The sequence below is a fragment of the Geobacillus sp. FSL K6-0789 genome (assembly GCF_038593135.1).
GTDB classification, from domain to species: domain Bacteria; phylum Bacillota; class Bacilli; order Bacillales; family Anoxybacillaceae; genus Geobacillus; species Geobacillus stearothermophilus.
On record NZ_CP151966.1, the window covers coordinates 1,746,202 to 1,766,684 of the forward strand.

The following is a 20,483-nucleotide window of genomic DNA, read 5'->3' on the forward strand; positions in this document are numbered from 1 at the left end:
CATGGAACGGTTTATGATGTTCAACGATCGGCCGATCGATCCGTTTTTGGTGATGCAGCTCGCCGATCTCGCCCGAACGCTCGCCCGCCGTCCTGACATGACGGTCGAGTTCGCCGCCCATTCCGGGATGCATCCGGTTAAGCCAACGGTGTACGTCAGTCAGTTTTGGGATGTGTATCCGCCAAAGGAGAAAGAAACGGCGATGAAAAGCGATGTCGCCTTGCGCGTCATCGGCACGCGGCGGCATACGGACCTAGCGGCGGTCCGCGCATTTCGGCAAGCAGCCGAAGCGCACCCATGGCCGAAACTGGCGAAACAGCTGTTTTCGTTGGCTGAGGATCTTCGTGTTGAGGCCCTCTGCGAGCGGGAACGGCCCGGGGTGAAACGTTGGTTTCGCACGCGCCGCCGCCTTTACCGTCGCTACTTCACCCAGCAATGGCAGGCAAACCAAACCCGTGGCGCCGCCGCCGATCAATTTTTGGCGGCGATGTATTTGCGGCTGACCGCCGACTCGCCGCTTGATGACGTTCCGCTCGCTCCGATGGCGGATGAAACGGTGCAGGCGCGCCTTGACGCGCTGTGGCCGCAATGGTTTGACGCGATGTCCACCGCGGATACGGCCCGCTGGGCGTTAGCCATCGTCGCATTGATGGAAGAGGCGCTTGCCGGTGACATGGTGAACGCTTACATCTCGCTTCCATTTGTCGATGACGGGGACGATGAACCGAAGGTGATGGTTCGCGATTTGAAGCGGGTCGATCCGTTGGAAAACCGCGATGTAGCGGAAAATCCGTCAAACGGCAAAGCGCACCAGGAAGTGCTGTCGACGTGGCACCGGGAAACAAGCCGGCCGAATGGGAATTTTCTCCGCTTTGAGTTGGAACGCGGCACCCGCACTGGCATGCTTGGCGACGGGGCGAGGCCGGGGGACGATGGCGACCAGGCGCTCGCCATTGTCCAAGGAACGTCCCAGCCGGCGAAGCGAAACGAATACGGCCTCGAGGCGGCAGCCGCATTCCAGGAACATCGACTAGCCGGAGGCGGTGCTCCATATGGGGAAGCGAACCGCCAGGCAGCCATCATTGTTTTTTCTTCCCCGCCGCCAAGTCGTGACGAACGGGACGAATACCGCAGCAAACAGGCGGCGGCCGCGCCATACCGGAAGCGGCTTGTGCGCGTGATGGAGCAATGGCTCGAACACCAACGCAGCACGTGGCGCACGAACTTGCCGGCCGGACGGCTGCGCAAACAGCTCATACCGTTTTTCACCGACGAGCGGCCTCACCTGTTTTACAAAAAAGGCGAGCCAGCGCGGCGGTTCAACGCAGCGTTCGGCCTGCTTGTCGACTGCTCGGCGTCGATGCACGATAAAATGGATGAAACGAAAACGGGGCTCGTTCTCTGCCACAACGTGCTTCAAACGTTGCGTGTGCCGCACCAGATCGTCGGGTTTTGGGAAGACGCCAACGAGGCAACCGCGGCCAGACAGCCGAATTACTTGCAAGTGGCTGTTTCGTTCCGCGAGTCGTTGAACCCATCAAGCGGCCCGGCGATCATGCAGCTTGAGCCCCACGAAGACAACCGCGACGGGCTGGCGATCCGCTGGATGACTGAGCAACTTCTCCGCCGCCCGGAAACGCAAAAAGTGTTGCTCATCTTTTCTGACGGGGAACCGGCCGCCTATGGCTACGAACAAAACGGCATTATCGATACGCATGAAGCGGTGGCCGAAGCGCGGCGGCGCGGCATTGAGGTTGTCAACCTTTTTTTAGGCCGCGGGGCGGATGACGAATCGACGCGGCGGACGATTGAAAACATTTACGGCCGCTTTCGCGTTTTCGTTCCACAAGTGAGCGAGCTGCCCGACCGACTGCTTCCGCTTTTGAAAACGTGGCTGCAAAAAAGCTTGTAACAAAAGGATGGGAATCGATGATCAAACTATTTACCGACAGCGATTTAGACGGCATCGGCTGTGGATTGCTCGCCAAGCTGGCGTTTGCCGAGGTGAACATTTCGTTTTGCTCGTACCGGAACTTGGATGAACGGGTCAGCCAGTTCTTGCAAAGCGAGGAAGCGAATGGCGCCATGCTGTTTATCACCGACCTAGCCGTCGGCCAGGAGGTGGAGCAGCAGCTCGCCGAGCGGGCGAAGCGCGGCGGCCATGTGCAAGTCATCGACCACCACGTGACCGCGCTTCATTTCAACAGCTATCCATGGGGATGGGTCGCGCCCGAACGGGAAGACGGCAAAAAAACATGTGCAACCTCGCTCTTTTACGATTACCTCGTCCGCGAAGGAAAACTGGCGCCTAACGAAACGTTGGATGCGTTTGTCGAGCTCGTCCGCCAGTACGACACGTGGGAATGGGAAGAAAATGGGAATTTGCAAGCGAAGCGGCTCAACGATTTGTTCACCATTCTCGGGCTCGACGGCTTTTGGGAGACGATGAGCGAGCGGCTCGCCTCCGGGGAGGCGTTCGCCTTGACGGAGACGGAAGAGTTGCTTCTGGATATGGAAGAAAAGAAAATTCAACGCTACATCCGACAGAAGCAAAAGCAGCTCGTTCAGCGCTGGATCGGCGATTACTGCATCGGCGTCGTGTTCGCTGAACGCCATCTGTCGGAGCTTGGCAACGCCTTATCCAAACGGCATCCGCACCTAGATTTGATCGCCCTAGTCAATCTCGGGACAAAACATATCGGGTTTCGCACCATCCATGACAATGTCAACGTCGCCGAATTCGCGAAGCAGTTTGGCGGCGGCGGCCACCCGAAGGCATCGGGTTGTTTTGTGGATGACACGACCTTTCCGCTGTTTGTCATCGAGACGTTCCCGCTTGCGCCTGTTTATGGCGATGCGGAACAAAACCAACTGAACAAGCGGGAAGAGGCAGAAGGCGTGTTTTGGACGAATCATCAGGGCCAGTGGTGGTTAAGCCGCCAGACGGAACAGGGATGGACATGGTATGCCGACGGGGGAGAGGCTCGCACCTTTCCCGATGAAGCCGCGGGCGAGCGATGGTTAAAGCGGCAGTTTGCTGCAGGGCTCGCCTACGACGCCGCTGTGCTAGAGTTTTTAAGTGTGCGGCTTGGGCGGGACAAAGACGCCATCCAAGCCGACTATCCGTCGGCTGTCAAACAATACAAACATCAAACCGGCATCGAATAAGGTGCCGGTTTTCTTTGCGGCGACAAGAGGAGAGATCGCTGGCTTTGCAGCATGGCGGCAGGCTGATTCCGACGGTGACAACGAACATACTACGTGACACGGCGGCCCATTCCGCCAGCCATTTTTTCATAGTGCCGCGGCACAGAAAATGTTAACATAATTGTAACAGTTTTTGTGTTTAGAAAAAACAGTCTCTGATTATAATAAGTACTTAGGGAGGTGAAGAAGGGTGAAACAGTACGTCTTTTCCTTTTACACAGAACAAGGAAGAACGTCTGTCTGGGATGAGGCGATTTCGGCATCTGGGATGATGGAAGCCTTTTCAAAAGCTCGACGGCTACTCATCAAGTACAAACAAGAGAAAGGCATACCGGTTCGCGTTCGGTATAAAGGCGTCCGCTATCGCCACACCGACATTGCATAACGTTGAAAGTTAAAAAGAAAGGATGGGAGCATGCCTTTCCTGCGACAATCGACACGCAGCGGGTAACGTGCAGTGTTTCATGAACCACTCAGGAACACTGCACGTTTTTATTTTATTTGCATCCGCACGCCATTCAACTCGGCAGGAGAAAGGGACAAGCCTAGCCACTGTCAAACGATCAGGAAGGCGAGACGGATGCGGAAAATGATTGCGGTGAAACACATACTGCTCGGGCACAAGCTAGGAACGGCGCAAAAACCAAATTGGCGACGACTCTTGATTTTTTTGGTATGACACAACAAATATGGACGAGCCCGCATCTCATCATCGCGCACTCCTTTATAACAAACTATAACGGATTTCCAGGTGGCGGGGAGTTCAGCAACCAAATATGTCCGCTGCATGCGTATGTTGCAAAAGCGCTCATTCATGACGGATGTCGTTGTTTTTTTGTTTTTTGTCTCACTATCAAAAGATTACTTTTTATTGAGACAAAACCGAATATAACTTCCTATAATTTATATTATGTTAACTTAAGACGGGAAAAAGAGAGAAAGGAACGTCACGATTCCCTCTACTCCCCCCTCGACTCGCTGCAACCGCAGCGCAGTGAAAAGCAGAAAACTATATGTAGTTCAATATTTCACGAGGCGCAAAGTTGTCGATTTTCTGCAATTCGTCTTTGCTCCACCATTTGAGTCCTTTCAGTGTGTCTTTTTCGTTCTTTGTCATATGTTCGATAGACAACACCGTATCGGATTGGATCGTAACGTGATAATAAATTTCCCGGCTAATAAAAGAACCTTGTTTTCCTTCAATCCATACATCCAGTTGGAATATGGGGCCACCGAGAAGATCAACCACTATGCCTAGTTCTTCGTATAATTCCCTTTTTAAAGCTTCAGCTGGGGTCTCGTTTTCTTCAATGCCCCCTCCTGGAGTAACCCATAACACTTTGTTCCCTACTACATCCCGAAATTCAAATTGCTGAAGAAGAATTTCGTTTCGCTCATTGATGATCACTGCTCTAGCACATTTGCGTATCCTCATCGGGCGCTCCTTTCCAGATCTATTTTACAGATGCAGCCGGCCATGACTGCCGAACTCGGGTTTCATAAATGGCCCGAATTCGAACGTCCATGATGGGAAAACTCCTTCTTTTCTTTGTGTGTCAAAGATTCATATTTATTGATAAAAAAACTAACTAAGAGAATCATAAAATAGAATAATTCCTACCCCGCCCTTCAATCTGATCCTTGTATCCGATCAGTGTGTTCTTCATGGTATTCGGATAGCCTGTCTTGAGTCTAAGCTCTTTTAGAGGCATCGCTGGATTCTCAACCATGATCTTTTGAATTCGTATTATTTCTTGTGAATCATATGCTGCTTTATAAGCCATAAAAGGTGATACATAGTCGCTGATATTGACAAAGGTGAGTTCTTCGTGTCCCGTCCATTTATATAGTTTGATTTGCTGTTGAAACTTCATTAAGTTATTTCCTTCAATAAGGAACCGGTATATTAAATCACTTTTTATCTTGGCAGTATTGGACGATTCAAGATAATTTTGTTCCAACAAAAATATAACCATCCCCATAAATGTATCCACTATTTGCAAAGGTATTGATTTAACAGAGTTTTGAGAAAGAACATTAACAACGCGGTAATTTTTATTGCGATAAGCCGAATGTGCGTTCATCTGTTCAATGATTTTCGTTTCAAGAAAAAGCTTATCATACTCATCATTCTGGTCTACCTTAATCTTCACCTTAATCGTTCCAGATTCTTGACTTGATAAATCCCGAGTCATTCCATAAAATAATCTTTCCGGTATTTTGATATAGAATAAGTTTCTTAGTTCAGTCGCCGTTAATCCGATTTTCTGTGCCGCATACAAAGCATCCCTATTATTAACGGTTAGAATATTAATCTGTACATTCTCATTAATAACCGTATGAAGAGTTTGAAAATATTTCTTGACAAGGTTGTCTTTCGTATACTCTCGAAAATGAAGTTCACTAAAAGAATTACACTGTTTAAAGATGTTTCGAACTTGCTTAACAACCCTTGCCATTGCGGCATCGGTTCCTCCGTAAGCCCCATAGTAAGAATAGTTAGCGTTAAACTGGTCGAGTTTATTGCTCTCATCAAAATAGATTAAGTAGTGCATATTTAAAGTAAACTCCTTTACTTTCCATACATAAATTCATTTTGTGTTGACTAAAACACGTTTATACCTTACAATCATAAAAAGAAGGTGTTGTTTTCCCCGCCGCCGTTGGGCAGGGCTGATAACATCTCAACGTACGGAAGGATAGCTTTTCCCCGCCACCGTTGGGCAGGGCTGAGCTGTCTTTTTATTTTGACGTGAACGTTTGTCCTGTCCCTTTCTCTATGCTATTTGATCTTGATTTGATTCTGCCGCAATCATACTGAAAAACACATAATTTGTCAATAAAATACATACTATTCTCAAAGATTCTCCAAAGGCTCTTTTCTCTCTGCAAATCTCTGACACATAAGCATAAAAACAGGTAATTGAGCGCTCTAGTTTCCTTTCAACGAATCTTTCCCTTTTGATCCACAACAAGTCTAAGAAATATAAAAAAACAGCTTGCCCCTTAAACGGACAAGCTGCTTTTTTTGCCTGGTTAAACTGTGACCGACTCTTTGGCTTGTTTCAAACGAATGTCAAAGCGGTCGGCGTTCATCACTTTCACCCAAGCGTTGATAAAGTCGCGGACGAATTTTTCTCGGTTGTCATCTTGGGCGTAAAATTCGGCGTACGAACGAAGGATTGAGTTGGCTCCGAAAATAAGGTCAACCCGGGTGGCCGTCCACCGCACTTCGCCCGTTTTCCGGTCGCGGATTTCATAAATGCCGCTGTCTGTCGGCACCCATTCGTAGTTCATGTCGACTAAGTTGACAAAGAAGTCATTCGTCAGCACCCCGACGCGATCAGTGAAAACCCCGTGCGGGAGATCGCGATAGTTCGCGCCCAACACCCGCAAGCCGCCGATGAGCACGGTCATCTCAGGTGCGGTCAACCCTAGAAGCTGCGCTTTGTCGATGAGCAATTCTTCCGGACCGACGCTGTACTCTTTCTTTTGATAGTTGCGGAATCCGTCGGCAAACGGCTCCAGTACGGAAAAGCTCTGGACGTCAGTTTGTTCTTGCGTCGCATCACCCCGTCCTGGAATAAACGGCACTTTGACATCAAAGCCAGCGTCGCGCGCCGCCTTTTCAACCGCCGCGCTGCCGCCAAGGACGATCAAGTCGGCGATGCTCACCTTTTTCGGCAGCTCGCGCTGGATGTCTTCATACACCGAAAGCACTTTGGCGAGCCGCTCTGGTTCGTTCACTTCCCAATCTTTTTGCGGCGCAAGGCGTATGCGGGCGCCGTTGGCTCCGCCTCGTTTATCGGAGTTGCGGAACGTGCTGGCTGAGGCCCAAGCGGTTTTGACGAGTTCACTAACCGTCAGACCCGAGTTCAAAATCTTCGCTTTGATTTCTTCAATTTCGGCATCGGTCAATTCATAGTCGACCGTTGGAATCGGGTCCTGCCAGATGAAATCTTCTTCCGGCACTTCCGGACCTAAGTATCTCGTTTTCGGCCCCATATCGCGATGCGTCAGTTTGAACCAAGCGCGGGCGAACGCATCCGCGAACTCATCCGGATTTTCATGGAATCGGCGGGCGATTTTTTCGTACTCCGGGTCAAACCGAAGCGCCAAATCGGTCGTCATCATCATCGTCGGAACTTTTTTCGACGGATCTTCGGCATCCGGAGCCAAGTCTTTTTCATCCGGGTCGACCGCCATCCATTGCCATGCCCCGGCTGGGCTTTTCGTCAGCCACCAGTCATAGCCAAACAGCATGTCAAAGTACGACGTATCCCACTGGGTTGGCGTCGGCGTCCAAGCGCCTTCAATGCCGCTTGTGATCGTATCGCTCCCTTTCCCTTTTCCGTAAGAGCTGATCCATCCCAGCCCTTGCGCTTCAATCGGGGCGGCTTCCGGCTCGGGACCGACGTGCGTGGCAGGGCCGGCGCCGTGCGCTTTTCCGAACGTATGACCGCCGGCGATCAAGGCGACCGTTTCTTCGTCGTTCATCCCCATGCGGCGGAACGTCTCGCGAATGTCGCGCGCTGCCGCTTTCGGATCCGGCTTGCCGTCAGGGCCTTCCGGGTTGACATAGATCAGCCCCATCTGCACAGCCGCAAGCGGATTTTCCAGTTCGCGATCCCCGCTGTAGCGTTCCGAAGCGAGCCACTCTTTTTCCGCGCCCCAATAAATGTCTTCTTCCGGATGCCATACGTCTTCCCGGCCGCCGCCAAAGCCGATCGTTTTGCCGCCCATCGATTCGATGGCGACATTGCCGGCCAAAATCATCAAGTCAGCCCAAGAAATTTTGTTGCCGTATTTTTTCTTGATCGGCCACAGCAACCGCCGCGCTTTATCCAAGTTGGCGTTATCCGGCCAGCTGTTTAACGGAGCAAAGCGCTGCGTGCCGGTCGAACCGCCGCCGCGACCGTCGCCGATGCGGTACGTTCCCGCCGAATGCCACGCCATGCGAATGAACAGCGGTCCGTAATGACCATAGTCGGCCGGCCACCAATCTTGGCTTTCTGTCATCAGTTTGCGCAAATCTTCTTTGAGCGCCCAGTAGTCGAGTTTTTGAAACTCCTCGGCATAATTGAACTCTTCATCATGAGGATTCGTTTTTCGGTCGTGTTGATGGAGAATGCTTAAGTTCAGCTGGTTCGGCCACCAGTCTTTATTGGTTGTTCGATTTGAGTTGTAGCTTGTGACGCTGCCGTGATATGGACATTTGGAAGCATTTTGTTGGTTCCCCATTATTTCTTCCCCTTTCTATCTTTCTATAATTGATAATGATTAGTACATTAGAATTATAATAAATTAATATTTAGTAGTAAAGTATAAAAAATATTTTTTTACATACAATATTTGTTTGCGGCTGGCGCTTGGGCGACAAAAACCCACATAAAGCGGCAACCACGCCAAGCGCTCCACCGCTTGTCAACGAAGCCACCCCTATTTCTTTCGCCGATAAGGCAAACAGAGCACGATGTGGACGGTTCGCGGATGGTTCTGGATGGGCGGCGGCTCCCACCTTGTGTTTCGCCTGTTCCACGCATCGTTGCAGGCAGCGGGCTTCTTCCTTTGATATGGCCCGAAGCGTCACTTCTGCTTCACCGAGGGCATCACCCGCCGCCTCAACATGTACTTGAACCACTCCCGCCATCCGTTGCCATATCCCCTCTGTCACTGAAATCCCATGGATGCGCTCGAACGGAATCGAACGTCTTTTGCGGACAAACACGCCTTCCTCCACGAGCAAGCGGTCTTCATCCCAAGCGTAGGTAAAGCGGAGCCAAGACAGAACCCCCATCACCACCTTGTATACGACATCCGCCAGCGGCACGATGAAATCCCGCCAAGAGAAGCGGTTCAGACTGCCCGCCACCATGATCACAAGGAGCGGAACGACCATGTTTTTCAGTTCTTTTCCGACTCCCACCATAATCGCAACGGGATGAAGGCAGCGTCTAGGCGTCATCTTCATCCACCAATTTCCATGTTGGCGATGCCTTTTTTCGACAATCGTTGACAGAACAACTGAACTATTATATTCTGAAATTATCTTTTTTGCTTAACCGCATAAAAGCAAAAAAGCACATCTATGAATCAACATTAGAGCAGAAAGGTTGTTGTCAACATGGAACAATCCCGTCCTCAGCTGCAAAAAGGACTATTGCCCCGCCACGTTCAGCTGATCGCGTTAGGAGGGATGATCGGCACCGGCATTTTTAAAGGAAGCGCCGAGGCCATTCATATCGCTGGACCAAGCGTCGTGCTCACGTACTTGATCGGCGGCGTGCTGTTGTTTTGGATTATGGCTGCACTGGCCGAGATGGCGATCGCGTATCCGGGTTCGAACGTTCAACATTTGATCCGCCGGGCGTTTGGCTTTCGCCTGTCATGGATCGTCGGCTGGCTGTATTGGATCAATTGGACGTTGGTCACTGTTGTCGAACTGCTGGCTGCCGGCAGTTTTCTGAACTATTGGGTTCCGTCTACGCCGTTATGGCTGCTTGCCCTCCTGTGCGCGTGTCTGATCATGGGGTTGAATCTTTTCCCTGTGAAGTATTACGGGGAAGCGGAATTTTGGCTGGCCGGCCTGAAAGTGGCGGCGCTAGTGGTGTTTATCGTGCTCGGGGCGGGCGTATGGGCTGGCGTGATCCCAAGCGGCATAAGCGGCTCGTTTCCGTCTGCCAGCGACGGCGGATGGTTTCCGCACCGGTTTGCCGGAACGCTCAGCGCCTTGCTTATCGTGATGTTTTCCTATGGCGGAGCGGAGCTGATCGGGGTGGCGGTGACGGAGATGAAAGACGCCGAGCAGGTGCTGCCGCGCGTCATTCGCACCACAATCTGGCGGGTTGTCGGCTTTTATCTTTTGCCAATGGCTATCATTTGCGGCATTATGCCATGGAACACCGTTTCGGAAACGAACAGTCCCTTTGTCCAAGTGTTAGAAGCGATCGGGTTGCCCGGCGCGGCCCATGTCATGAACGCGGTGTTGCTCATTGCCGTCTTATCGGCGGCCAATACAGGCGTCTATGCGACTTCTCGGTTGCTGTACACCATGGCTGAACAAGGAGAAGCAAGCCGCCGCTTGCAGCGGACGACGAAACACGGGGTTCCGCTGTACGGGATGGGCATGGTCGCCATCTGCATCGCCGCTGGCGTGATCGGCGCCTACTTGGCGCCCGGGCGGATCATCGAGGAATTGATGACGATTCCTGGATTTACCGTGCTCATCGTTTGGATGATGATCGGCGCCGCTCAGCTGAAGCTGCGGCCGCACTACAAAACGAAGCCGTTTTTCCGAACGAAAGGGTTTCCGTACACAACGATGGCGGCGGTCGGGGCGCTCGGGGCGATTTGGCTTGGCTTTTTGCTTCAAAGAGAGCATCGAATCGGTTCGCTTCTCTGCGTGGCCGTCTTGGTTCTCTTATTCATCTATTCCACTGTCAAAGAAAAGCAGCATCAAGCAACAAAAGCGCCCGGGCGAACGGCGTAACCAAACCGCCTCTTTTCGCTCGGGCGACAGCTAGAGACGGGCGTCCTTTCATCATAGACGGCGCCCGTCTTCCTTTTTTCGTGTCCAACCGTTCCCACGATATTCGTCCCATGCCCGCCAGGCCATGATCGCCATGCCGAGCGCGAGAATCAGCGCCTGTCCGTCCATCCGGTGTTCCGTCCATAAGTGATGCCCTGCCGCTCCGATGCCGTAAAGCACCCAAACCACTGAAAACCACATAACTCCCAACCAAAATCTCCGCATCGTTTCTCCCTTTCTTTCTCCCGTTTTCCCAATAGGGGATTTTCGTATAATTATACCACAATTTTCACAAATGAGCCGAAAAAAACAAGCCATTCCCCTATGCTCCAAGGGAAATGGCTGCGCGGATCGCTCCGTAAGACTCAGGCGAAGCCGCCTATATTGTCTATTTTTTGAAATTTTGCGGAAACACCGATGATGATTCGTTAGTTGGCCGGCGACAGCTCGTCTTCGGTCACCCATTTGTGGTTGGTCACTTTTTGACCAGTTTCCGTATCGATGTAATCGACCATATACACCGTCGTTTGTTTCGCCGAATCAATGACTGCTTTGGCCCCTTTCATCCCTTCCATGTGATCGGCATTCAAGACGACTTCATCGCCCGGCTGGAACGGTTTGTCTCCGGCGTTTTCGATTTCTTCGTGAATGACCCATTTATGGTTTTTCACTGGGTCCCCGCCTGTAGTTGGGGTGTATGTGACCGTATAGACGATCGTGTCAAAGGCACCGGTGACAGTCGCCTTGGCTCCATCCATTCCCGGCATATGGTCGGCATGGATGATGACTTGGCTTCCAACCGGATACTTTGGTTGTTTCGCTTCCTTCAATCCAGCCGGCACCTCTCCTGAACCCGAGTGGTTCATTCCCTCATGACCGGTGTGAGAAGCCGTATTTTCCTTTGGCACTTTGTTGTCGTCTGCACCGGTGCAGGCCGATAGCAAGAGCGCTGCCATGACCGAAGTTGTGCCTAGCAACATTTTTAATTTTTTCATCGTTTTCACCCTCCTTGCCTTGTTAGCATACCCGGCATTTGTGCAGATTTTATGGAGATGGCCTTGGATTTGCCGCTAAAGGCCGTATGGCGCCTAGGCTGACTGTCCTTTTGGGCGGGGGCTGTTTCACCCCGCTGCTTTTTGCCCTATCTTTCGCCAGACGAACCACAAAAGAACGATCGATGCAACAGCGAGCATCAGTTTGCCCGCCCAGGCGGCCTCGAGGAATTGATGGACGGCATACGCTTCCAACCATAAAGCCGGGAGCTTGCCGAGTGAGCTAGCCGTTGCAAACACAGAAAGAGACGTGCGGCCGATGGCAGCAACGAACGTCACCGCCCCGGATGGCACAAACGGCAACAGTCGAAGCGCGAAAATAAGCCCAAATGCCTCCTTGCCACTTGCATGAAGCAACGGCTTCACCTTGGGATGGGAAAGCCATGTCGTCTCGCTCCATCGGCGAAGTCCTTTTCGATACAAGACAAACGAGACGACCGCTCCGATCGCCTCGCCGGCAAACGACACCCAAAAGCCGGGCCAAAATCCGAAAACGGTCAAATTGGCGGCAGTTAAAAAGGCGCTTGGGACGACTCCGAGCACGCTGATCACCACATTGCAGGCTAGACTCAAGAAGTACGCCGCTCCGCCGTATGCTTGAAGGAACTCAATCATCCGTTCTTCCATTTGGCCCAAACGCCTCTCTTTCCGAAAATAGTTATGACTTGCGCCCTTCCCATTTGTAGCCGACGCCCCAGACCGTCTGCAAATAGTCGTCCACTGGGAACCCCGCTTTCCGCAATTTTTCGCGGATGTTTTTCATGTGGGAGTCAACGGTTCTCTCTTCCGTATCAGCGAGATAGCCCCATAGCGATGCGATGATTTGCCCGCGGCTGAACACCTGATTCGGGTGCTTTAACAGCAGTCCCAAAATGGCAAATTCTTTCGGCGTCAACGCAATCGGCTTATCTTCGTAGCGGACCGTATGTTCCTCTTCGTCCCATACAAGCCCGGCCGCGCGAATGGCGGAACGACCGCCGGCTGTACGGCGCAGCACCGCTTCAATGCGAGCAAGCAGTTCCGCCTCGTCAAACGGTTTCGTCACATAATCGTCCGCTCCGATTTTCAATCCTTGGACAATATCCGCCGTCTCATCGCGAGCGGTGACCATCATGATCGGCACATTCGAAAACGATCGGATGCGGCGGCACGTTTCCCATCCCTCGAGTTCTGGCATCATGACATCAAGCAGCACCAAATCGGCATGATGGCGCCGCAAATAGTCAATGGCTTCCGCCCCCGAACGCCGTTTCACGCAGCGGTAGCCGTTCGGCGCTAAATACAATTCCAATAAATCAAGCATCCGCTCTTCATCATCAACCAACAGCAGGGTATACATCGTTATCCCTCCGGCAGCGTAATGAGGATGGTCGTTCCTTTTCCTTGTTCGCTTCTAGCGGCGATCGTTCCCCCGTGCGCCTCGACGATTTCTTTGGCAATCGCCAAACCGAGTCCGGTCCCGCCGCTTGTCCGCGACCGCGATTTGTCAACCCGGTAAAACCGCTCGAAAATCCGGGGCACATCTTCCGGCGGAATGCCGGTTCCTTCATCGGACACGGCAATGACGATTCCTTGCTTTTGAAGGTGAACGGCGACGGCCACCGTCGTGCCGGAAAACGCGTACTTTCGTGCATTGTCAAGCACGTTGATCATCACTTGCTCGAACCGCTGCCGATCGATCGCGGCCATGACCGAACCGGGGCACTGGCACACAAGCGACAACGATTTTTCCTGAAACGCGGGGCTCAGTTTTTCACACAATTTTGTCAAAAACGAACAAAGATTCGTCGGCTGCTTTTCAATCTGGAACGAGTGTTGCTCCAGTTTGGCTAATTCAAACAAATCTTTGACCATCTTTTCAATCTTTTCCGCTTCTTCGTAAATGATCGCCATATAGTTCGCCCGTTGCTCCTCAGACAGATGCGGACGCCTAGCAATGTCGGCGTATCCTTTCACATACGTCAGCGGCGTGCGCAATTCGTGAGAGATGCTCGCTAAAAATTCGCTCCGCTCTTGTTTCAAATACGCCAAATCGTTGGCCAGCGTTTGAATCGCTCTCCCGAGCTGCGCCAGCTCGTCGTTGCCTTTCATCTCGAGGCGGACGGAAAAATCCCCCCGGCTGAGCGCTTCGGTCGCTCGCTTCATGCGAAGGAGCGGCATCGTGATGGCGCGGGAGAAAAAGGCGATGGTCAACACGGTGATCGCCACCGACAGCACGCCAACGACAATAAAATGATGCTTCAGTTTATACACCATCGTCCGGATCGAGCGAGTGTCTTGAAACATATACACATATCCCCTTGTTTCCCCCCCCCCCGATTTGAATCGGGCTGACGGCAGCGATATGCGATGCCCGCTTCCAGTCGGTTTCGACCATCATTCCCCGGCGGGGAATATGGCGACCGTTCGTTAAAGGAATGATGCGCTTGGCAAACGGAACAATGCCGCTAGAAGCCGATACAATCCGGCGCCGGGCGTCAGTGATGGCGACATCGGTTTCCGCCTCTGATTCCATCATCACGACATGCGCCAACGTCGTTCGATCGTTATTTTTCTCCAAGACGTTGCGGTGGCTGTTTCCCCGCGCTATCAGTTGCGCGAATTCTTCCTCGATGCGCGCATGGACGAGCGTAGCGTAGAGGGAAACGAACAGCACCATTTCAATGGCCAAGACAAAGGCAAAAAACAGCATTCCGAGTTTCCATGACAGTTTTCGCACGGATTCCTCTCCTCATCCGTCAAGTCCGAGTGTCATTTCAATTTTACTATTTTATTTGGCAAATGTGCAGAAAGTGTGGAGATGCAGCTTTGCGCCACGCCAAGGCGTCTTGTCCCGCCAAGGAGACAAACCTTGACGGATGCGTCTTTTTCCTTCTTCCTTTATACTTAAGAAGCAGACTATGCTCATGTAGAGACGACAGAAAGGGGTTTATCGATGAAATCGCTCGTGTTAGCGGAAAAGCCGAGCGTCGCCCGCGACATCGCCCGCGTGCTCGGTTGCAAGCAAGCACATAAACATTATTTTGAAGGAAAGCAGCACATTGTCACCTGGGCGCTCGGCCATTTAGTGGAGCTGAAGATGCCGGAAGACTACGACCGAAAATACGAAACATGGCGGATGGAGGACTTGCCGATCATCCCAAAGAAAATGGGCTTGAAAGTCATTCGGCAAACAAGCCACCAGTTTCGCGCTATTGAACGGTTGGCGAAACGACCGGATGTGAAAGATGTCATCATCGCGACCGACGCGGGCCGCGAAGGGGAACTGGTGGCGCGCTGGATTTTAGAGATGATCGGTTGGACGAAGCCGATTTGGCGGCTATGGATTTCGTCGCAAACCGACCGCGCCATCCGCGACGGCTTCCGCCAACTCAAGCCCGGGGTGCAGTTTGAACGCCTGTATCAATCGGCCGTCTGCCGCGCGGAAGCCGACTGGCTGATTGGGTTAAACGTCTCGCGCGCCTTGACGACCAAATACAACGATCCGCTCTCAGCCGGGCGGGTGCAGACGCCGACGCTTGCGATGATCATCGAGCGCGAACGCGAGATCCAATCGTTCGTTCCCGTGCCATATTGGACAATTCGGGCCAAGATCGGGTCCATCACAGCCGTATGGGAGCGGCATGGCGGACATCGTCTGTTTGACCAAGACGAGGCCAACCGGCTGATGACTCGTCTCAAAGGCCAGCCGGCGCGCGTCACATCGATCAAACGGAAACGAAAAAGCGAGTCCGCCCCGTTGCCGTATGACTTGACCGAACTGCAGCGGGACGCAAACAAGCGGTTTGGCTTTTCGGCGAAAAAGACGCTCTCGGTGTTGCAGCGACTGTACGAACAACACAAGCTTGTCACGTACCCGCGCACCGATTCGCGTTATTTGCCAAGCGATATGGAAGCGACGATGACCGAGCGGTTGTTGGCGATGAAATCCGGTTATGAGGACGTCATCGCTCCGCTTCTCGCCAAAGGCAAAGCCAAAGCAGCCAAGCGGGTATTTAACGATGACAAAGTGACCGATCATCACGCCATCGTTCCAACGGATGAGCGGCTCGACCTTAGCAGGCTGTCCACTGATGAGCGCAAGCTGTATGATCTCATCGCCCGCCGTTTTTTGGCGCTTTTCTACCCGCCGCATGAATCCGAAACGACGACAGCCGTCTTTGACATCGGCGGCGAAACGTTTGTCGCCAAGGAGACGGCGGTTGTCAACGCCGGATTTCAAGCCGTTCTCAGCAAAGAAGACAACAAGGCCCAACCAACGTTGCTGCATCTCGCGGAAGGCCAGACGCTCCCATCAGTGCAACTTGAGCTGGAACAATCGTTCACGGAACCGCCTGCCCGTTATTCGGAAGCTGACTTGCTCGCGCAAATGGAGAAATACGGGCTCGGCACGCCGGCGACAAGAGCGGACATCATCGAACGGCTGGTTGAAACCGAAGTGGTCGAGCGAAAAGACGGACGGTTTTATCCGACAAAAAAAGGGAAACAGCTGATTGAGCTCGTCAATGAAGAGCTGAAATCGCCGGAATTGACCGCCCGCTGGGAGCGGGAGCTGGAGGCGATCGCCCGCGGGAAAGGAAATCCACAACAATTTTTGGCCAACATCCGCCGGCAAACGCAGCAGCTCGTTGCCGAAATTAAGCAAAGCGAGCAGGTATACAAAGCGCCAAACCTCACGAATCTGACGTGTCCAGAATGCGGCGCGCTTTTAAAAGAGCGGAAAACGAAAGACGGACGGATGCTTGTCTGCTCGAACTTACAATGCCGCTACCGCCGTCGGCGCGATCCGAAACTGTCGAACCGCCGTTGCCCGCAATGCCACCGGCGTATGGAAATGCATGAAGGAAAAGCAGGACTTTATTTCCAATGCCGCCCGTGCAATATTGTCGAAAAAGCGGACGAGACCAAACGCATTGCCGCCAAAGGCAGCGAACGGGCGCTGCTGAAAAAATACAGCCCGGCCAACGAATCGTTTGGCACGAGTTTAGGGGAGCTGCTCAAGCAGGCGTTGAACGAAAAAAAGGAATGAGGTTGCCGCACCGCGCTAGGGGCTAATGCCCCTGGCGGTTTCTTTTTCATCTTTGAATCTGAAACCTCCCTCTCATTGCCTCGTATATATAGATAAATCTATCACAAAGGAGCGATCACGATGTTGAAAAAATGGCTAAAATCCCTTTTCGGCCATCCCCATCATCCGTCGCACTACCATAAACATTACAGCAGCAGCGACCACCATTATTACAACCCGACGTATCATTCGCACCACCACCCGTCCCAGTACGGGCATCATCACTACAAAAAGAAACATCATAGCGGCAGCTTCTTCTCAAGCTTTTTCGGCAGCTGATGAAACGGTTTTTTGAACGCCATCCGTTCGTTTCCCGCTGGGTTGATCGGCCGCATCGGGGCGGGAAGGTGCTTTTGGGCCGCTATGAAATCATCGAAGAGCTTGGGATGGGAAGCTACGGCATCGCCTACAAAGGGCGCGATCACCTGACAGGCCGTCTTGTCGTCATCAAACAAGCGCGGCGGACAAAAGGCGAAGACGGCCGCCGCTTGCTTCAACGCGAAGCTGACGTGCTCGCCCACCTGCGCCACCCGCAAATTCCGAGGCTGTATGATCGGTTTGTGGAGCGCGGACAGCCGCATCTCGTGATGGAGTATATCGACGGAGAAACGGTGGAAGACCAGATTTTCAAGCTGGAAGCCAAGTACACGGAACAAGAGGCGTTTCGATTGTTAAAGAAGGTGCTTGAGGTCGTCCGGCACGTCCATGCTTTCGGCATCGTCCACCGCGATTTGCGCATCTCGAACATCATTTGGCGCGATGGAACGGCGGCGATCATCGATTTCGGCTTGGCCTGCCGCATCGGCGAACCGGTGGATTTCCGCGATGACGACCCGCTTGAGAAACGGTTGCGGCGCGAACCGCATCCACGAAGCGATTTCTATGCCCTTGGACACTTCACCTTGTTTTTATTGTATTCTGCCTATGAACCGACAAGTGACGAGGAAAAAAGCTGGGAAGAAGAGCTCGATTTATCACCAAACGCTCGTCGGATCTTGCGGAAAATGCTGCAGCTGGATGCGCCGTATGACCATGTTGACGAGTTGATCGACGACGTGGATCAGTTGCTCGCAGAACCCATCCGGAATCAAGCAGGGGCGCTTTGACGTTTGATCGCACCGTTCCCCGACCAGCCACCCCTTTTCCCCATTTGGAAAGGGGGCTGTTTCAACACCATGCTGTTAAGGAAAAAAGAGGAGCCGCAGTTTTGGCTCCTCGTTTATCCATCGATAAGGTCAGCGGCGCTACTGGTGGTTCGGCCTTCATCATCTCCCCTGTCTTGAAATTTGGAAAAAGAACGATCGACACACGGAATCCAATGACTGCAACCGCTCGATCAGCCCCTGCAAATCGCACGTATGGAGCGTATCGCTCAGTTCGCGGCCTTCCTCCGTCACCAAGTACAAGTGAATTTCCATGCATCCGTCCCAGCGAACGTTGGCGTCAAGCCACCCATCTTCGCTCTCGAGCTCCAGCCCGACCGTCTCCCCTTGGTCATTTTCGTGTTTTGTTTTGATGACCCATACCATCCTTTGTTCCGCCCTTTCCTGTTCGCCGCCTCACTCTTGTTGTTCCGCCCCGATTCCTGACACCGGGGAGCCAGTGGACGTATGTTCATTCACCCAACGGAGTGCCGCGTCCACCACTGCATCGGCGTCAGAAAGCTGGGTGCGGTGCTCAATGATCCAATTGAGCCCGTCTTGCGGATCAAGGTTATGTTGTAAACATTCCACCAAAAATGATTGGACACATGCCACATCGCTCCACTCCCACGCTCCGCACTGGCGGCGCCAAATCGCTTCGATCGCATCTTTCCCAAATTGCATTGAGTTCCTTCCCTCCTGTTGCCCATATTGTCATCCATAGTATGCCTACAACAGATGACAGGGCTCCACAAAAGAAATTGGCGGGAAAGGATTTGATTTCCATTTGTACGGCATCCATCAATGGCCATACTGAGAATATGGAGGTGTTGGTTCATGAGAGAACCTTGGGAAGAACGCAGCGCCGCTTCCAACCTGCCGCGCTATACCCCGGGAATCGGCGTTCCCGATGAAATGAGTCCGATTCGCGATATCGCCCGAGGCTTTGAAAACGGACGGCCGCCGGTCATTGAAATCACGCCCGCTGACGGCCGCCAACAAGCGGACGATATCGATTTTCCGCCCGTTGACCGGGCGTTTTGAAACGTCGAGCCACAAAAGAGGATGTCACGCTGCTTGGCGGACATCCTCTATGCGTTGATGGCGCTATGCGGGTTGAAAATTGAGAAACAGGTGGAGCTACCATTATTTTGTACTAAATCACCAACCTCCTAGCGGTGGAGGAATCGGCCGGCTCAGCGGCGCACAGACGCCCACGGCCGCCCGTTCTCCCAATGAACGCGCATATGGAGGCGAAACGCCGCTGAAAGCCGCTCATCGGTCAGCACATCCTCTTTTCGCCCAGCGGCGGCAATGCGCCCGTCTTGCAAGAGCAGCACATGGGTGATCGATCCCACAATCTCTTCAATATAGTGGGTGACGTATAATACATGGCACGGACGGGACACGACCTGTTCGATCAAGGAAAGTACTTCTTCACGCGCCAATAAGTCTAGGCCAACGGTCGGCTCGTCCAAGATCAGCAGCTTCGGATTCGCCATCAACGCTCGGGCGATCAATGTTTTTCGCTTTTCTCCTTGCGACAGCGTCGCGTATCGCTTCCCTTTTACCGCTTGCAGGCGGAACGATTCCATCAATGCCTCCGCTTGATCCCGATCCTCGCTAGTTACTGCATCATACAGGCCAATCGTTGCAAACTTGCCGCTGATGATGACATCTTCAACTGTTTCCGTTTGCAGCGTGTCGTGAAATTGATCAAGGAGCGCGCTGCTGACAAACCCGATGTGCCGGCGCAACTCCGGCAGACTCGCCTGTCCAAACCGATAGCCCAATACTTCAACATCCCCGCTCGTCGGGTACTGATAGCCGGTGACGATATTGAGAAGCGATGTTTTCCCGGAGCCGTTTAGTCTAAGAATCGCCCATTGCTCGCCTTCTTTTACTTCCCAGTTTATATCGCGCAAAATCATGCGCTCTCCTCTTGCCCATGACACATCGCGCATGCGGATGATGACGGTCATTGTTCCTCTCCCCTTTGTGGTTCGTATGGACGGTCCTGATAGAAAAAGTTGGGCAGCATCATCGTGTTGTCATACGACCGATGAAAAATGTGCGTTGTTGCCGGAGAAAGAGGCGGAATCAGCCATGTCCAATCGCCGGTGACATGGCGGCCGGCTGCTTTCTCTTGCTGTTCAAACAACTGAAATTGGCGCGCGGCGGTATGATGGTCAACGATGCTGACGCCCGCCTTTTTGTAGGAATACAAAACCGCGATATTCAATTCGACCAACGCCTTGTCTTTCCATAATGATGCGTTGGAGTTGGTGTCAAGCTATGATAAACTGTTCTGCTTTTGTCATCAACTGCTCATCGTGCTGTCTGAGCTTATCGCTCTCGATCGTTACCATATATGCTTCTTTTCCTCCACTTCGCCGTCATTCCAATTCCAATCAAGAGGCAAATTCCCCCGACCCACCACATTTGCTCGATAAACATCGAAATCGCCAAAAAAATGAGCGCAAAAC

At 52.6% G+C, this 20,483-nt stretch carries 18 protein-coding genes and 3 pseudogenes; 8 read left to right on the top strand and 13 right to left on the bottom strand.

Annotated elements, in window-relative coordinates:
- Position 1: 1 nt before the first annotated feature.
- From NSQ51_RS09120 to NSQ51_RS09130, 3 genes are all read left to right on the top strand, one after another.
- Positions 2 to 1,912: a hypothetical protein gene (locus NSQ51_RS09120; RefSeq protein WP_033014131.1), complete on the top strand. Its 1,911-nt coding sequence runs from the start codon at positions 2 to 4 to the stop codon at positions 1,910 to 1,912.
- A gap of 17 nt (positions 1,913 to 1,929) precedes the next feature.
- Positions 1,930 to 3,168: an oligoribonuclease gene (locus NSQ51_RS09125; protein WP_033014133.1), complete on the top strand. Its 1,239-nt coding sequence runs from the start codon at positions 1,930 to 1,932 to the stop codon at positions 3,166 to 3,168.
- A 229-nt stretch (positions 3,169 to 3,397) separates the two neighbouring features.
- Entirely contained in the window at positions 3,398 to 3,592 is a 195-nt protein-coding gene (locus tag NSQ51_RS09130; protein WP_049624288.1) for a hypothetical protein, read from the top strand.
- A 624-nt stretch (positions 3,593 to 4,216) separates the two neighbouring features.
- Here NSQ51_RS09130 and NSQ51_RS09135 read toward each other — a convergent pair.
- From NSQ51_RS09135 to NSQ51_RS09150, 4 genes and pseudogenes are all read right to left on the bottom strand, one after another.
- A complete protein-coding gene (locus NSQ51_RS09135) occupies positions 4,217 to 4,642 on the bottom strand; it encodes an NUDIX domain-containing protein (protein WP_015374844.1) in 426 nt (141 codons plus the stop codon).
- Between the two features lie 163 nt (positions 4,643 to 4,805).
- Positions 4,806 to 5,762: a DUF3800 domain-containing protein gene (locus NSQ51_RS09140; RefSeq protein ID WP_015374842.1), complete on the bottom strand. Its 957-nt coding sequence runs from the start codon at positions 5,760 to 5,762 to the stop codon at positions 4,806 to 4,808.
- A gap of 481 nt (positions 5,763 to 6,243) precedes the next feature.
- Positions 6,244 to 8,448, bottom strand: coding sequence for a catalase/peroxidase HPI (katG, locus tag NSQ51_RS09145; protein ID WP_033014142.1), 2,205 nt, complete (start codon positions 8,446 to 8,448; stop codon positions 6,244 to 6,246).
- Between the two features lie 133 nt (positions 8,449 to 8,581).
- Positions 8,582 to 9,172, bottom strand: a pseudogene (locus NSQ51_RS09150) (PH domain-containing protein); the annotation flags it as partial.
- A gap of 159 nt (positions 9,173 to 9,331) precedes the next feature.
- Between NSQ51_RS09150 and NSQ51_RS09155 the strand changes: the two are divergent.
- Positions 9,332 to 10,696: an amino acid permease gene (locus NSQ51_RS09155; protein ID WP_049624289.1), complete on the top strand. Its 1,365-nt coding sequence runs from the start codon at positions 9,332 to 9,334 to the stop codon at positions 10,694 to 10,696.
- A 51-nt stretch (positions 10,697 to 10,747) separates the two neighbouring features.
- Here the strand turns inward: NSQ51_RS09155 and NSQ51_RS09160 are convergent, their stop codons facing one another.
- From NSQ51_RS09160 to NSQ51_RS09180, 5 genes and pseudogenes are all read right to left on the bottom strand, one after another.
- Positions 10,748 to 10,924: a hypothetical protein gene (locus tag NSQ51_RS09160; RefSeq protein ID WP_230581318.1), complete on the bottom strand. Its 177-nt coding sequence runs from the start codon at positions 10,922 to 10,924 to the stop codon at positions 10,748 to 10,750.
- Between the two features lie 239 nt (positions 10,925 to 11,163).
- Positions 11,164 to 11,730 carry a YdhK family protein gene (locus NSQ51_RS09165; RefSeq protein WP_033014148.1) on the bottom strand — a complete coding sequence of 189 codons (567 nt, stop codon included), beginning with the start codon at positions 11,728 to 11,730 and terminating at the stop codon, positions 11,164 to 11,166.
- 126 nt (positions 11,731 to 11,856) lie between these two features.
- Entirely contained in the window at positions 11,857 to 12,414 is a 558-nt protein-coding gene (locus NSQ51_RS09170) for a VTT domain-containing protein (RefSeq protein ID WP_033014150.1), read from the bottom strand.
- 31 nt (positions 12,415 to 12,445) lie between these two features.
- Positions 12,446 to 13,126 (bottom strand): response regulator transcription factor, encoded by a 681-nt coding sequence (locus NSQ51_RS09175; protein WP_033014152.1) that lies wholly within the window; start codon positions 13,124 to 13,126, stop codon positions 12,446 to 12,448.
- A 2-nt stretch (positions 13,127 to 13,128) separates the two neighbouring features.
- Positions 13,129 to 14,506 (bottom strand): annotated as a pseudogene (locus NSQ51_RS09180) (ATP-binding protein).
- 216 nt (positions 14,507 to 14,722) lie between these two features.
- Here NSQ51_RS09180 and NSQ51_RS09185 point away from each other — a divergent pair.
- The 3 genes from NSQ51_RS09185 (at position 14,723) to NSQ51_RS09195 (ending at position 17,961) form a co-directional block, all read left to right on the top strand.
- The gene (locus NSQ51_RS09185; protein ID WP_033014155.1) at positions 14,723 to 16,816 is read left to right on the top strand and encodes a DNA topoisomerase III; all 2,094 of its coding nucleotides are present in this window, start codon (positions 14,723 to 14,725) and stop codon (positions 16,814 to 16,816) included.
- A gap of 120 nt (positions 16,817 to 16,936) precedes the next feature.
- Complete coding sequence (locus tag NSQ51_RS09190) at positions 16,937 to 17,134, top strand: hypothetical protein (RefSeq protein WP_011231182.1); 198 nt, start codon at positions 16,937 to 16,939, stop codon at positions 17,132 to 17,134.
- The gene (locus NSQ51_RS09195) at positions 17,134 to 17,961 is read left to right on the top strand and encodes a serine/threonine-protein kinase (RefSeq protein WP_033014158.1); all 828 of its coding nucleotides are present in this window, start codon (positions 17,134 to 17,136) and stop codon (positions 17,959 to 17,961) included. Before NSQ51_RS09190 ends, NSQ51_RS09195 begins: the two co-directional genes overlap by 1 nt.
- A 159-nt stretch (positions 17,962 to 18,120) precedes the next feature.
- Here NSQ51_RS09195 and NSQ51_RS09200 read toward each other — a convergent pair whose 3' ends face one another.
- Positions 18,121 to 18,384 (bottom strand): hypothetical protein, encoded by a 264-nt coding sequence (locus tag NSQ51_RS09200; RefSeq protein ID WP_033025364.1) that lies wholly within the window; start codon positions 18,382 to 18,384, stop codon positions 18,121 to 18,123.
- A gap of 30 nt (positions 18,385 to 18,414) precedes the next feature.
- Positions 18,415 to 18,681, bottom strand: coding sequence for a hypothetical protein (locus NSQ51_RS09205; protein WP_033014171.1), 267 nt, complete (start codon positions 18,679 to 18,681; stop codon positions 18,415 to 18,417).
- Positions 18,682 to 18,834: 153 nt separating this feature from the next.
- Here NSQ51_RS09205 and NSQ51_RS09210 point away from each other — a divergent pair, with 153 nt between their 5' ends.
- A complete protein-coding gene (locus NSQ51_RS09210; RefSeq protein WP_033014172.1) occupies positions 18,835 to 19,041 on the top strand; it encodes a hypothetical protein in 207 nt (68 codons plus the stop codon).
- Between the two features lie 152 nt (positions 19,042 to 19,193).
- Here the strand turns inward: NSQ51_RS09210 and NSQ51_RS09215 are convergent, their stop codons facing one another.
- Positions 19,194 to 19,979, bottom strand: a complete 786-nt coding sequence (locus NSQ51_RS09215) for an ABC transporter ATP-binding protein (RefSeq protein ID WP_061567289.1) — start codon at positions 19,977 to 19,979, stop codon at positions 19,194 to 19,196.
- Positions 19,976 to 20,290, bottom strand: a pseudogene (locus NSQ51_RS09220) (nitric oxide synthase oxygenase); the annotation flags it as partial. The pseudogene NSQ51_RS09220 and the gene NSQ51_RS09215, both read right to left, overlap by 4 nt.
- Between the last annotated feature and the right edge of the window lie 193 nt (positions 20,291 to 20,483).